Source organism: Microcoleus sp. PH2017_09_SFU_O_A (assembly GCF_020738625.1).
Lineage (GTDB): Bacteria > Cyanobacteriota > Cyanobacteriia > Cyanobacteriales > Microcoleaceae > Microcoleus.
The window spans coordinates 25,479-39,782 of sequence record NZ_JAEQCF010000014.1 but is presented as its reverse complement, the minus strand read 5'-3'; the positions used below and the strand labels follow the sequence as shown (position 1 = coordinate 39,782).

The 14,304-nt window shown below is 47.4% G+C and carries 12 protein-coding genes and 1 tRNA gene; 8 read left to right on the top strand and 5 right to left on the bottom strand.

Translation table 11 applies throughout. From position 1 onward, the window contains the following. Positions 1-206 precede the first annotated feature (206 nt). The 3 genes from JGK16_RS07940 to JGK16_RS07930 form a co-directional block, all read right to left on the bottom strand. Positions 207-1,166 (bottom strand): RNA polymerase sigma factor, RpoD/SigA family, encoded by a 960-nt coding sequence (locus tag JGK16_RS07940; protein WP_293180704.1) that lies wholly within the window; start codon positions 1,164-1,166, stop codon positions 207-209. A gap of 542 nt (positions 1,167-1,708) precedes the next feature. After that, entirely contained in the window at positions 1,709-2,485 is a 777-nt protein-coding gene (locus JGK16_RS07935; RefSeq protein ID WP_293190150.1) for an RNA methyltransferase, read from the bottom strand. Between the two features lie 74 nt (positions 2,486-2,559). Beyond that, a tRNA-Leu gene (locus JGK16_RS07930) sits at positions 2,560-2,641 on the bottom strand. Between the two features lie 253 nt (positions 2,642-2,894). Between JGK16_RS07930 and JGK16_RS07925 the strand changes: the two genes are divergently transcribed. After that, the gene (locus tag JGK16_RS07925; protein WP_293180698.1) at positions 2,895-3,791 is read left to right on the top strand and encodes a Uma2 family endonuclease; all 897 of its coding nucleotides are present in this window, start codon (positions 2,895-2,897) and stop codon (positions 3,789-3,791) included. Between the two features lie 189 nt (positions 3,792-3,980). Here the strand turns inward: JGK16_RS07925 and JGK16_RS07920 are convergent, their stop codons facing one another. Beyond that, on the bottom strand, positions 3,981-4,154 hold the full coding sequence (locus tag JGK16_RS07920) for a hypothetical protein (RefSeq protein WP_293202939.1): 174 nt from the start codon (positions 4,152-4,154) through the stop codon (positions 3,981-3,983). A 33-nt stretch (positions 4,155-4,187) separates the two neighbouring features. Here JGK16_RS07920 and ccsB point away from each other — a divergent pair, with 33 nt between their 5' ends. From ccsB to tilS, 3 genes are all read left to right on the top strand, one after another. Further along, positions 4,188-5,258, top strand: coding sequence for a c-type cytochrome biogenesis protein CcsB (ccsB, locus tag JGK16_RS07915; protein WP_293180695.1), 1,071 nt, complete (start codon positions 4,188-4,190; stop codon positions 5,256-5,258). A 407-nt stretch (positions 5,259-5,665) separates the two neighbouring features. Then, positions 5,666-6,097: a KGK domain-containing protein gene (locus tag JGK16_RS07910; RefSeq protein ID WP_293180692.1), complete on the top strand. Its 432-nt coding sequence runs from the start codon at positions 5,666-5,668 to the stop codon at positions 6,095-6,097. Between the two features lie 410 nt (positions 6,098-6,507). Then, positions 6,508-7,647 carry a tRNA lysidine(34) synthetase TilS gene (gene tilS / locus JGK16_RS07905; protein ID WP_293190148.1) on the top strand — a complete coding sequence of 380 codons (1,140 nt, stop codon included), beginning with the start codon at positions 6,508-6,510 and terminating at the stop codon, positions 7,645-7,647. 2 nt (positions 7,648-7,649) lie between these two features. Here the strand turns inward: tilS and hmpF are convergent, their stop codons facing one another. Continuing rightward, entirely contained in the window at positions 7,650-9,455 is a 1,806-nt protein-coding gene (gene hmpF, locus JGK16_RS07900) for a pilus motility taxis protein HmpF (protein WP_325315127.1), read from the bottom strand. 735 nt (positions 9,456-10,190) lie between these two features. On the opposite strand from hmpF, the gene JGK16_RS07895 reads away from it, so the two are divergent. The 4 genes from JGK16_RS07895 to JGK16_RS07880 all read left to right on the top strand — a co-directional run bounded on the left by JGK16_RS07895 (position 10,191) and on the right by JGK16_RS07880 (position 14,258). Next, on the top strand, positions 10,191-11,573 hold the full coding sequence (locus JGK16_RS07895) for an IS200/IS605 family accessory protein TnpB-related protein (protein ID WP_293190146.1): 1,383 nt from the start codon (positions 10,191-10,193) through the stop codon (positions 11,571-11,573). A 349-nt stretch (positions 11,574-11,922) separates the two neighbouring features. Next, positions 11,923-13,149: a response regulator gene (locus tag JGK16_RS07890; RefSeq protein WP_293180683.1), complete on the top strand. Its 1,227-nt coding sequence runs from the start codon at positions 11,923-11,925 to the stop codon at positions 13,147-13,149. A 19-nt stretch (positions 13,150-13,168) separates the two neighbouring features. Beyond that, positions 13,169-13,447 carry a hypothetical protein gene (locus JGK16_RS07885; RefSeq protein WP_293190144.1) on the top strand — a complete coding sequence of 93 codons (279 nt, stop codon included), beginning with the start codon at positions 13,169-13,171 and terminating at the stop codon, positions 13,445-13,447. 421 nt (positions 13,448-13,868) lie between these two features. Then, a complete protein-coding gene (locus JGK16_RS07880) occupies positions 13,869-14,258 on the top strand; it encodes a hypothetical protein (RefSeq protein ID WP_293190142.1) in 390 nt (129 codons plus the stop codon). Positions 14,259-14,304 lie beyond the last annotated feature (46 nt).

The window sequence follows — 14,304 nt, the reverse complement described above, 5'->3', positions numbered from 1 at the left end:
CAGAGACAGCTTGTTATTTTAGACGCGGGCGGTTAAATTAAATAACCCTTATCCGATCGCTGCTGCTATTTATTACCAAGTAATTACTAATGTAGCAGGACAGTCGCAGCAACCAAGTGGGTACAACCGAATTAAAGGCGGCGGTTTTTACGATTTTAGATTGGAAAATGGCGATCGCCTGTGTCCCGATCGCCATTCCCATCTAGCTAGCTAGCGAGATAATCGTTAATATCTTGCTTGCGCTTGCGGAGTTTGGTTAAAGCTTCCCGTTCAATTTGACGCACCCGTTCCCGACTGATGTTCAGACGATCGCCTATTTTTGCCAAAGTTAAAGTTTGCCCGTCTTCTAAACCGAACCGCAAAGCAAGGACTTCTCGCTGTTGCTGAGTCAGTTCCGCCATTAGGTGGTCTAAGTCAGTCCGCAGGGAAGCTTGCAGGGCAAAATCTTCTGGAGTAGTACCCGTATCTTCCAACAAATCGCCCAACTCAGTATCTTGATTGTCTCCCACGCGCAAGTCCAGTGAAAGTGGCAGGCGCGCGCGATCGAGATATTCGCGAATTTGCTTGGGAGTCAAATCTAACTCTGACGCCAATTCAGCAGCAGTAGCCGCGCGGCCGAGCTGTTGAGCTAGCAGGCGCTGAGCCTTTTTAATTTTGTTGAGTTTTTCGGTAATGTGGATCGGCAAGCGGATGGTGCGACCTTTTTCGGCGATCGCCCGGGTAATTGCCTGACGAATCCACCAATAAGCATAAGTTGAAAATCTGTAGCCCTTAGTCGGGTCAAATTTTTCTACTCCCCGCTGCATCCCGATCGTACCTTCCTGAATTAGGTCGAGTAAATCTACATTGCGCTTGATATATTTTTTTGCAACAGACACAACCAGGCGCAGGTTAGCTTCCACCATGTGGCGCTTTGCCCTTTCGCCATTGTCGATCGTCCGCTGCAACTGTGCCTCAGACAGCCCGACTGTCTGTGCCCATTCAGCCGCCGTCGGGTCGCGGCCTAACTCTTCGGCTAAAATATTTTTTTCCTGATGCAGTGCGGCTGAGCGCTGTACCTGTTTCCCGAAGAGTATTTCTTGCTCATGGGTCAACAGCGGAACGCGACCGATTTCCCGCAAGTAAGCGCGAACAGAATCTGTATCTGAGGACTTAAGAGTTTTCATGAGCTTTTCCCGCTGAGGATCTGTGCCTCTAAAGGTTTGTCGGATAGCAAACCTCTAGCTTTAGCTGGGAAGGAAAGCGGGCGGGGACTTGCGCTTTCCTTCCATTTAAAGAGGCTTAATTTTATGGTAGCTAGCTGTTACTCCCAGTCAGAACCCTCTCAGGTTAGGTTTTGGTTGGGGGTGCACAATGCTACTTATGTTAAGAATCTTAACATTTGTGAGAGCAGTTGGCTACACTTCTTTACATTTATTTCATGGAAGCCTGCAATGTTGGTACGAGAGTACCCGCAAACAAGCTTTGCAGTTGCATCATGTTAAACAAAATGCGCTAAATCTCAGAGGGGTAGAGGGGTAGAGGGGGAGATGGGGAGATGGGGAGATGGGGGGTAGAGGGAAGAGGGGGAGAGGGGGAGAGGGGGAGATGGGGAGATGGGGAGATGCTTTCGGACAACGCAATTAAAAAATACACTTTAAATGCCCAGCAGCTTTTCAATACCGCCCCAACAGATAATGACTAATGACTAATGACTAATGACTGATGACTAATGACTTCTTTGCCGTTGAGCTTCGTACAAGATGAGGGCTCCGGCGATCGACACATTGAGAGATTCTACGCCGCGGCCGAGGGGGATTTGGATTTGTCGATCGGCTAAACTTCTCAATTCTGGCGACAATCCAGAACCTTCGTTGCCCAAAACGATCAGAGTCGGCACTCGCAAATCAACTTCCCAATAAGTTAAACTGGCGCCGGCAACGGTTGCTAAAATTTGCATCCCGCGATTTTTATACCCGGAGACTTCGGCGGTTAAATCAGGAGTGACTGCTACTGGCAGCTTAAACCAAGCTCCTGCTGAGGCGCGCAGCACCTTGGGATGGTCTAAATCAGCGCTGTCTGAACTCAGCAGCAAGCCGTCGGCATTAGCAGCCGCGGCGGTGCGGACGATCGCCCCCAAGTTGCCGGGATCTTGGATGGTTTCTAAAGCTATACCTAAAGTTGAGATTTCTGCGGGTTGTGTTGCGGTACGGGGTGCGGTGGCGATAATGCCGTCGGGTTGGACTGTAGTGGCGATCGACTCTAAGACTTTGGCACTGACTAATTCTGTGCGATCGGCTAAACCAACAATTTGTTCCCACAATTTCCCATGCTGATCCAGCCATTCGGGAGTGCAGCAAACCGTTGCTAACGGGTATTTGGCCGCGCAAGCTTCTTCGAGCAAATGCGTACCTTCGAGTAAAAATAATTGTTGTTCCCTGCGTCCCTTAGAGCTGTGGAGTTTGCGGATTTCTTTTACTAAGGGGTTTTGAATACTTGTCAGCATTTTCCTAATTCAGCAGAGCGAATGGGGTTATTACCTGTATCGGGTCAACCCCAAACTTTTTTCTGCCTTGGGAATGCGGAACCCGGGACTTGAACCCGGAAGGCTTGCACCACATGAACCTGAATCATGCGCGTCTACCAATTCCGCCAGTTCCGCATTGGTCACGAATTACTACTATCGGGTATGCTCGCCAGTTTGTCAAGTGTTTTGGGAAATATTTTTTTATTCTAGCTGCGAGTAATATCAAGTCCGTTGGCAAAGGAAGAAGAAAGAAAATCTTCCTTCTTCCTTTTTCCCAATTCCCAATTTTATAAAGGCGAAGATGCCCCATGCCCCATGCCCCATGCCCCATGCCCCATGCCCCTTCTGTTATAGTTGTTGTGGCAGATAGTTCTCACCTCGACTACCTATGTCTGAGCCATTAACCCTCGATCCGAGTCAGTTGCCAGATATTAGCAACTTAGTTCTAGAAGACGATACTCCTTTGGACAGCTTCATCAACGAAAAACAGCAGCGATTGCTGACAACGGTTTTATATAGCGGTGGCGATACGGGGATTACCGTTCCCTTTATTGCGGCGGCAAATGTCGGTTTGTTCAGCAGCGTGCGTCAGCCGGGAGTCGCCCCGGATGTTTTTCTGAGTATCAATATTACTGGTGCTGAGGATTGGTGGGAAAGACAAGTGCGATCGTATTTATTTTGGGAATTTGGCAAACCTCCCGAAATTGCGATCGAAATTGTTTCTCCAACTCCAAGTAACGAATTGGGCAGCAAATTAATAGATTACGCTCGAATGCGAATCCCGTATTATGTTGTGTACGATCCGCTACGCGAGTTGAGAGGCAGTACGCTGCGAATCTTTGAATTGCACAATCAATCTTACGTGCCTAAAACTGATGCTTGGTTTCCCGAAGTCGGTTTGGGACTAACTCTGTGGCAAGGTGAATTTGAAAATGTTACTGGTACTTGGTTGCGCTGGTGCTCTGCTGGTGGCGCTTCCATTCCTACAGGCGACGAACTGGCGGTACAAAAAAATACTCAGTTATCTCAAAAAGATGCTCAGTTATCTCAAAAAGATGCTCAGTTATCTCAAAAAGATGCTCAGTTATTGGAGGAACGGGCGCGCACTAAACAAGCATTTATCCAGACGATCGAACTCGGTTTAAGACTGAAATTCGGAGATGAAGGATTGCTGCTGCTTGAGGAAATTTTGGAAATTTCTGATGTGGGTGTTTTGCAGGCGATCGCCTCTGATATGCTCGCAGCCAACAACCTGGACGAAATTCGGCAAATTTATCAATCGTAATCTTACAAGGTTAGTAATCTCATCTCTGTTTATAATTTTAAGTGTTGCTTAATTTGCTGTGAGTTGAGATATTAGCTGGCGTCGAAATTGTTAAATATTGTGGAGTCATAGGTGGCTTACTTACTGCTAATTGCTGATTTTTACCAGAAAGAATTGGTTGAAAGCCCCAAGCTTGCTCTGGAGAAATTATCAGTTCCCTTGTGTTAGTTGCGGGTGCAGAATGTGGGTTGATGGGCCCGGGCGATCGCCCGCCGCGCCGGGGCCCCCTACCTCAACCACCGCCAAAAACTCAGAATTGCCACAAAAATTCAAAATCTCAAACCCAAAACTGCCCAACCCCAGTACGATCGATCTAGTTAGCAAAAAATAAGTAAAAACACTACCGGAGTAAATTATATGGATCTGGTCGTACTCCAGAACTGGCTGGACAACATCTCCTTTGCCATCTTGTTCGCAACAATGCTCATTTACTGGGTGGGTACAGCATTCCCCGGCATTCCCTACCTGTGGGCCTTGGGAACCGCAGGGATGGCTGTCGCCAACCTCTCCATCGCCGCTTTACTCGGTTCTAGGTGGATAGAAGCCGGCTACTTCCCACTCAGCAACCTTTACGAATCCCTATTTTTCTTAGTTTGGGGAATCACCACCATCCACCTAGTCGCGGAAAACATGAGCCGTTCCCGCCTAGTTGGAGCAGCCACATCCCCCGTAGCAATGGCAATATCCGCCTTTGCAGCCCTGACTCTGCCCGACACCATGCAATCGGCAGAGCCCCTAGTACCAGCCCTCAAATCCAACTGGCTGATGATGCACGTTAGCGTCATGATGCTCAGTTACTCAACTTTAATGGTAGGAGCATTGCTGGCGATCGCATTTTTAATCGTCACCCGCGGCCAAAAAATCGAACTCACAGGTAGTTCCTTCGGCACCAACGGCAACCGCAACGGCAACTACCGCCTGCAACGCCCACAAAATCCCGAACCTCAAACCCTCGAAACAGTAGGCGACAGCGCGTTAGCTTTCAGCGAACCGTCTTTCAACTCCAACAATAACGGTTTTGGCGCCACCGCAGTCCTAGAATCAGCAACAATTCAAACCGCATCAACCGCGGCAACTCAAACCTCAGAACTTCTCTCGCCCCAGCGCTTGAATCTAGCAGAAACTCTTGATAACATTAGCTATCGCATCATCGGTTTAGGATTTCCCTTACTAACAATTGGGATTATTGCCGGTGCCGTTTGGGCTAACGAAGCTTGGGGATCTTACTGGAGTTGGGATCCGAAAGAAACTTGGGCGCTGATTACTTGGTTAGTATTTGCAGCCTACCTGCACGCCCGCATCACTCGCGGCTGGCAGGGAAGACGCCCAGCAATTTTAGCCGCCACAGGTTTTGTAGTAGTTTGGATTTGCTATCTAGGCGTCAATCTGTTAGGCAAAGGTTTGCATTCCTACGGTTGGTTTTTCTAATTTCTGAACCACAAATCAGTCCCAGAGAAACAGAATAAATCACCGAATAGGGATTAATATAATCTCCAGTTGTAGGCAGCTATTTCCAGCAAAGTGTGTCAATTTAAGCCTAAAATCCTTTGTATCTATTCCTGTCCTCCCTTCTTAAGGGCTAGGCAAGGTTACAGATAGGTACGTAGTTGGGCTTTAGCCCTCTTTCTTTATACGCATAAAGAGGGCTAAAGCCCAACTACGTACCTTAGACCATTACTACGTTTGATATTAAGTTGACACAAAGGCAATGCCCACTTTGCTAAACTACTGAGACTGTAAAATTTTACTCCCTCTTCCTTCTTCCTTCTTCCTTCTTCCTTCTTCCTTCTTCCTTCTTCCTTCTTCCTTCTTCCTTCATTAAAATGACAATTGATATGGACGATTCACAAATATTTCTCAAAGAAGACGATGTTTTGTCGGCTCCTACCAGCGCTTTGATGTATCAATGTACGTTCAAAGTCAACGAATATATGACCATTCTGAATTCAAGATTGCTAGAAGAAAGATTATTGTCAGATGGCATGGATTGCGAGCTGTTAAGTTCAGGAAAAGGCTGGACACAAGGAAAAGTTAGATTGCGCCTGGAGTTCATTCCCATCGAACCTGAGGTGAAAGAACAAAAAGCTCTTCCCGCCGCACCGGAAGAATCAGACACCGCCCAAAACAACGCCGAAGATAGCTCCGACTCAGAGCAAATTGATACAAATGAGCCATTAGATGTCACGGACTCAACAGAAATAAGTAATGATTTTCCTATTTCTAGGTATCCAGACAGCAACCCCCACAGTCGAGGAATGTGGAGCTAAGCTGCTACTTACAGGGAGGGAAAGCAGGAAGATTTTTAAATTTTAAGTTGAGAGTTTTGAGTTGAGGAGCTTCTAATTGCATCCTTCATACAACTGACAACTAACAACTGATACCAATTAAAAAATCCTTGCTACAACGCTCTTAGGAACGAAAATTTAATAACTTACACAAGTTTGTGGGGTGTCCCGCCCGCTGGCCCTTTTTGGACGGGCGGGACGCCCATCCCACAATAAGTAGTTAAAATTATAAGTTATTTAATTCGCGATCCTTAGTTGAGTTTGTGTAGTCAAATATTGTCGGTGGTGCGTCGCTCGATCGATTTTCTGTCTTTTGTTGGGTAGTATCGATGGCGACACACCCTACGACTACTGACAAGCTGACAACTGACAACTGCTAACTATCAACTGTAATGCCTGAATCTTCCAATTGGACGCGCCTCCACGCTCAACTGCACCGGACACTGCTGCAACGACAAATCTTGCCCTCAAATCAGCGATTGTTAGTAGCAGTATCCGGCGGGCAAGATTCTCTGTGTACGCTCAAATTACTGCTGGATTTGCAGCCCAAATGGGGGTGGAATCTAGCCATTGCTCATTGCGATCACTGCTGGCGTTCTGATTCCCAATCTAATGCAAATCATGTAGAAAATTTAGCTAAAAATTTCGGAATATCCTATTATTTGCAAACAGCCTCGGACATCCCCAAAACCGAAGCAGCGGCCAGAAAGTGGCGGTATCAAGCTTTAACCGAAGTTGCGATCGCCCACAACTACCCCTACATTGTCACAGGCCACACAGCCAGCGATCGCGCGGAAACACTCCTCTACAACCTAATTCGCGGTAGTGGCGCCGACGGACTTTCCTCCCTGACTTGGACGCGCCCCCTTGCCGATTTGCGATTGCCGATTTTAGATTTTAGATTGGGAGATTCTGGCGACAATCCCAATTTCCAAATATCTGCCGATTTGCGATCGCACAATTTAGATCAAACTCCCCAATCAAAAATCCCAAATCCCAAATCTAAAATCTACTTGGTTCGTCCGTTGCTGGAAATCACCCGATCGCAAACAGGTCAATTTTGTCAAGAGCAAAAACTACCAATTTGGGAAGATTCCACTAATCAAGATTTGCAATATGCGCGCAACCGAATTCGATCGCAATTATTGCCTTATTTAGAAACTCATTTCAACCCAAAAACCCAACAAGCCCTCGCCCAAACAGCCGAACTCCTGCGCGCCGATGTCGAATATCTCGAAATTGCAGCCAGTGAATTACTACAGCGAGCCATCTCTCCAACTACAGACAACCCGCAGTTGCAAATTCAACTCCCCGTCAAGTTAAATCGCCCAATTTTACGAGAAGCACCCCTGTCATTGCAACGGCGAGCAATGCGACAGGTATTGCTACAAATATTGCCCTGTGCACCCAGTTTTGACAGCGTAGAAAAACTCACCAGCTTAATCGCAGCGCCCAACCGATCGCAAACCGATCCATTTCCTGGAGGAGCGATCGCCCGAGTTGAAAACCCTTGGATCGCGATCGATATTTAATTTTAGGCGCTTGGCAGAAAACTCGAAAGAGCTTGCCGCAGATCCGAAACAACCCGATCTTGCTGCTCTCCAGTTTGCTGTACGCGATCGAGTTCTCCCCCCACCGCTTCCAGCTTTTGGCGCAGCCCGCTCAAATTGTCCTGCACCGGTTGCAACATTTCTTGATAAACATTCACCCGGCCCCAGAGTTCCGCCACAGCACCTTTCTGGCTGAACAAAGTCTGCTCTAACTGCTTAAGTTCATTGCGTTTCGCTTCACTTTCCCCATTTTGACGGTTGACATTTCCCTCAATTTGAGATATTGACTCCCGCACCTGCTGAATTTCGGTTTCCAGCCGTTGCAATTCTTGGCTTTGCTGCTGGCGTTGAGTATTGAGCTGTGTGACGATCGGCCCCAAATCAATCTGTCCAGGTTCTGTTTTTTGAGGATTAGCAGTACCCAAGCGACGCCACAGCACCGCCTGATGCTGCTTCAAAACATTTTCCCGTTCCTGCAAGCGGAGGCGCTGTCCCACCAAAGTTTCATTCAACATCTGATAACTTTCGAGTTCATCGGCCATTTCATTTTCCAAAGCCATGCGATCGTACTCGGAAGCCGCTTGAATTTTGGCTTGCAACTCCTCGATTGTTTCCCGCTGGAGAGTCAACTCCTCCTCTTGATCGTTAACAAACCGGAACACCTTTTCCAAATCCTCTTGCAGGTGTTGCACCAGCCCCTGTAATTCCTCAACCGGCATCCGCTCCAGAGCAGACACATCTACTACCTGCTCCACAGCCCCAGCACCCGAACCAGACGCCAGCCCGGAGATTTGCTGGTACATAGTCTCAACAGCCTTCACCTGGACAGACATAGACTGAGCCTGCTCCTGCTTAGCGCCGAGGGTACATTGCTGCCCTTTCAGTTGGGCCCGAGCTTGCGCCAAAGCATCTTGGGATTGATACCATTCCTGCCAGCGGCTTTGGAGGCTCTGATTTTGTCGATCGACCTCTTCCTGCTGTTGCTGAGCGTTTGTGCGTTTTTGCTCCAACTGCTGCCAGTGCAAATCCAGAATTGCCTGCTGAGCGCCCACAACACCAAAAGACTGATTCAGTTGTTCCCGAACTCCTTGGGCCGCAGAAATTGCTCCTCCCAGCTTGTTCATCAACTCCTGAATTCTCAATGCCTGCTGCTCGTCAACAACTGCCCCCTGAGGAGCCTGAGACTGCTGGTGAGCCACCTGCTGCTGTTCGCCCCGCAACTGTTCCCAAGCCGTCTCCATCTCCGCGCGGCTGCGATCGACCTCTTCTCGCAGTCGGTTAGCTTCATCTCGAGTATTTTCAATTTCCGAGCGTTGAGCCTCCAGGCGCTCCAACTCCTCCTCCATTTGAGCCAACTGCTCTTCGCGGGCTTGCATTTCCATTTCCCGGCGATTGAGTTCCTGACTCGAAAACGTCAGAGAAGCCTTCCACTGCTCAATTTCCTCTTCCTTATCCTTAAACTTGTCCTGCAAGCGGGAGAAATTTTGCAGAATGCTCACCAACTGGCGGGCAGCCTCCTGAATCCGCTGCACTTGCTTGTTAGCGCTCAACTCCACCAGCACCAGCGTGCCGTCGTTAAACTTATTAGCTTCCTCAACTGGGATCGCGTCATCGCCCGGTACGGCGCTCCAGTTGTGTTCGCCCCGCTGACAAGCTAGCAGTTTCAGTTCAGCCTTACCGCCACCGAGACCAAAGCCGCTTCTCTGTTTTTGTACTTCTGCTAGATACAGCACACTAATAGTCCTCTCTTTGGTGTCGTTTGCCCGATCGGGAATAGCATCCTTGAACAACTGTCTTCAGCACTCGCCGACAGCACTGCTTCTCTCGCACTGCGTCTAGAAAGCACTGCCGCCGCCTGCTTTCTGAACCAATGGGAGAGCAGTATCAATGCCGCTTGATTCAAGACTAGCAAAACTGGGGGGACTGCCATAGCCCAAAGCCGAAAAAGATCAGTCAGTCAAAAACTTTCATTGATTGTATCAGGCTTTCGGTGCGGGTCGATCGCCATCTCGTCCTTTAATTACCCAGCATCGGGTCTCCTCCGCAGGCGGACTAGGGATTTGAACCGCGCTGCCTTAGAATAGTGGAATCACGCGAGCCTGTCATCGAGATCTACTCTTGAGCAAAAAGGTCAATGCTTTAAGACAGAACCCAACCGCAAGGACGCACAGCGCAAGGTAAACGTCAAAATTTTGGCGGTCGAAGACTTGAACCAGTCGTCCCTGCCAGCGTTGGACGACGATCGAAAAGCCCAGACAATTGTGTGTGTCATAAACCCCACGCACCAATGCCGGGGTGATGACTGTTAACAATTTACCTAGATTTACCCAGGATTTAGTAGTTAGATTCTCGGTAAGCCAATGGATAGATTGATGAGTATTGGCGAGTTAGCAGAGCTTTAAAGCTGTTAACATACGAAGAGATAAACACATTGAGAGGTCGAATCAATGGCTACCCTAACTTATTGCAAAGGCTTGCCCACACCAGTACACGAACTCAACGAACTAGGATTTACAGATTTCGAGATGTTCTTAGAAGCTTACGCCCCAATTTTTAGGGCTGCAAGCATTGAAACAGTTGACCACTTACTTTTAGGTACAGAGTTCAAGAAATCAGATTGGAACACGCATTTACAGCAAACCTACGGCATCAATAAGCGCCACGCCAATGGTGTAATCAGTTCTGCCAAGGGTCGTGTAGATGGTGCTAAAGAACACAGGATTTTACATCTAAAAGCTCTTGAAGGAAAAATTAAATCTATTGGTGCGTGGCTCAAAAAATCCGAACGCAAGTTGGTATTAGCTCGTAAGTTCTATGCCAAGAAAAAATGGCATCAATCAAAAATAGGTTGCAATTTCCCCTTAGCCTGCTCACTTAAATATAAATCCACAAACTGGCAGAATTTGCGCTTTCAAATTCACAATAAAAAGCGTAAACTGAATTGGTTAATTAACAGAGTAGAACATTTAAGACTTGAGCCAGTCAAAGTCTTCATCCCGATGAGGGATATTTTTGTTGTCGGCTCTAAGGATGAGTCTTTTGGCAATCAAGTCTGCCAGTGGAATGGGCATAAAATAACTTTTAGAGTCCCCAAATGCTTAGAGTCACGATTTGGAAAAACTGTGTCCTCTGAGATTGGTGATTTCAGCCGCAACATCAACAGACTGCCAGAATGCGGTGCTAAAACCTGGCATTTCTACCGTAAGAATGGAAAGTGGGTTGCTGCTGTGCAGTTTACCCCAAATCCCGCGAAGCAGGTTTCGAGAGAGAGAATGTACGGTTGCATTGGTATCGACATAAATCCCGGTTCTATTGGGTGGGTGTATGTCGATTCTGAAGGGAATCTCAAAGCCAAAGGGCAGATCCCATTGCAGATAGGTTTACCCTCCGGCAAGCAACAGGCTCAAATTGTTGATGCTTGTCTGCAACTAGCTGCAAAAGCCACAGAATTTGAATCTCCTGTGGTTTGTGAAGAACTTGATTTCTCAACAAAAAAGCAATCGCTGCGAGAGAAAGGTAGAAAGTATGCTCGAATGTTGTCGGGTTGGGCGTATAGTGAGTTTTATAAACAACTCAGTTCTATTTTGTCGAATCGTGGGATTGAGTTGACAACGGTCAATCCAGCTTATTCAAGCATTATCAGCTTGGTGAAATACCTGAGAATGTATGGCTTAGCTAGTGACGAAGCGGCTGCACTGGTAATTGCTCGTAGGGCACGCAAGTTAAGTGAAAAAATACCTTGCTCCTTAACCGCCTATTCTGAAGTGAATTCAGAAAAGCACGTTTGGAGCGAGTGGAACAAACTGAATAAAAAAATCAAACGTTCCGCTATGATATCACGTCGTTGTGATTATTACAGTGTTTCTAACTGGAGTTTCTTGGTCAACCTCGATACTGAGGAAGCGTAAAGCGCTAAGAAAGAATGTTTCAAACTTATACCGCAGAGTTTACCTAGGTTTGCCTAGGTTTTTATAAGCGGCTTGTAAGACTTAATTCTAGACAGGCTGATGCCTGAAATTGCTGCCCGAAGCTCAAAATCCCCAGGCCTCCATAGCTGGGGAGTATGTCAACAAGAGAAAATCGCCCTTTCGTCAATTCCTAATTGTGCCAGTGGCATCAAGCCCTTCATTCAGTTGACAGTTGACAGTTGACAGTTGACAGGTAAATTATTGACAGAAACTAAAGTCAATATGAGCGCGATCGCACAGTCTTTCCGATTTCAGACGCCAACGGTTTTAAGGAGGATACTTTAGCTGCATGCAGGGAAATTTGAGTGAAATTGACATCCGCAGCATCCTGCAATTAATTGAGTTAGGTCAGCGCACCGGAGAACTGTTCGTAGAGGCCTACAGCTTCATCGGCAACTCGGGTAATCTACCTACCCAGCGCTCCCCTGCAGGACAATCCTGGTATGTCTTCTGCTTCAACGGTCAGATTATTTACGCTACCCAGAGTGCGGGCAGTTTGTTTCGCTTGCGCGACTACCTGCGCCGCTACAAAGCAGACACCGCCCTTGACAAAATCCAAGTTCCCTATATGGCATCTACCAATGCCCCAGAATACGCCTACCTGTGGGCCCTGCTAGAAAACCACACCCTCACCCCAGCTCAAGGGCGCAACATCATCCACAGCATGATCCACGAAACCCTGTTTGACTTGCTCAGCCTCCACCAGGGTTCCTTCACTTTTGAAATGGGATCGGCATTGGCTCCTCAACTCACCAGCTTAGAAATTAGCTCGCTGCTGGCGAAGATTGTCCAACAGGTGCAGCAGTGGAAGCAGTTTCACCCTCACATTCAGTCGCCCAACCAATGCCCGATGATTTCAGATCCCGCCCAGCTCCGAGTCGCGCTCCCTGCCAATACCTTTAATACTCTCAGACGCTGGGCCGACGGTCACACTTCGATCCGCCAAATGGCGCGCTACCTCAACCGAGACGTGCTGACTGTCGCCAAGGCGATTTACCCTTTCGTGCAGCAGGGATTGGTGCAAGTATTTTTCCAGCCTTCTGTTGTCCCTGGCAACAACAAAATAGAATGGTCTTCTCCAGAAACCAAGGTCAAGAGAGTTGTCTGTATAGACGATGACAATGTGATTCGCAAAACAGTTGAGTCAATTTTAAACGAACAGGGTTACGAAGCTACTGGCATCAGCAATCCCCTCGAAGCCCTGAGTTTAGTTTTTAAACTCAAACCCGATTTAATTTTGTGCGACATCGCCATGCCCGAACTCGACGGCTACGAAATTTGCGCGATGCTGCGAAATTCTAGTGCTTTCCGGCACACGCCCATTGTCATGTTGACAGGGATCGACGGATTTATCGATCGCGTTCAAGCCCGCATGGCGGGGGCGACTGACTACTTCACCAAACCTTTTGGCGAAAGCGAGTTATTAATGCTGGTAGAAAAATATGTAGGCCCGGGCTATCCTCCGGCCAATCTCTCGGAAAAATTATTAAGCCGATCGCTAGAACACGAATTATAAGCCAATAAATTCCGCACTGATGGCACGGGAGGTTTTTTGTATCCCAGCAACCCAGGGCAGTCCCGGCAGTCACAGAGAGAAAGCTCCTTGCTGCGGGCGATCGCACCATCAACTAGAATGTATAAATTTGCGAGCTGGCCGTCCGGCGTCAGTAAAACTCAGTTCAATTTCTCGATCGCTGTCGGGCCGAAGTCGCTCAAAGTGCAAATATAATATATTTGTTCTCCACTTGCTGCCGATCGCCAAAACCGATGGGCACAGCAACGACTCCTTGAATTTCAAATCTCAAGCAGACTGAATTATCTGAACAGAAAAGACATCTTCTGTTAAATTTCCCAAGTAAAGCAAACGCTGGCTTTATGGCTAAACCGACATCGGCTCAGGACTCAAATTCAAAAGAAAAGACCTTCAAACCAAACTGGAATCCGTTTTGTCAAATGAAGTCGGATTGGTTGTCATTGCCTGCAAAGCTGGTTGGTGCAGGTTTGGATTCAATTTTATCTCATGTCCGAACCTGCCCACAAAAACTGAGATATTGGTTCTCAAATCTGGCTACTTTAGCCCGATTTAAGAAATCGTTGAAGATGTCCTCGCCATCATCCACATCTTTAGTTACAGCCTGGGCGCGATACTCAGAAAATACCAATAGCAAGTATGCCGAGACCGTTAGTTACCAAGTTTACCCGTGCCAGAAATTAGGGGTAATCCGGAAAAAGTGGGTGAGCGCTGTTCGCAAAGTTTACAACATTTTAATTGCTTACCTAGACGAACATCAAGGTTTTATCAAAATCGGCAAGGGTCGAGGAAAGCGAGGTTTGAAAATGGTGCTAAAAACATCAGGTTTAATTCCTAAATGGTGCATCCCTAGAACATTGGCAGCATTCAAAACCAGGATTCATGATTTAGGTTGGGAATGTGACAAACAAATTGCTTCTGCTTTTGCCACAACTTACGATTTTATATTTTTTCCGACATTTGAGATGTATAAAAGAGTAATTCAAAAAAATCGCATTTTAAGGAGTAAAACGGCGACATCAATGATGAATTTGGCTGGCAAAAATCCAGGAAAACCTTACAAAACTTGTGTTGCCTTGACGGTTCCAAGTTAGTTGGGAGCAAAGACGAACCCACCTCTAAAACATTCGTGCCGTGGGA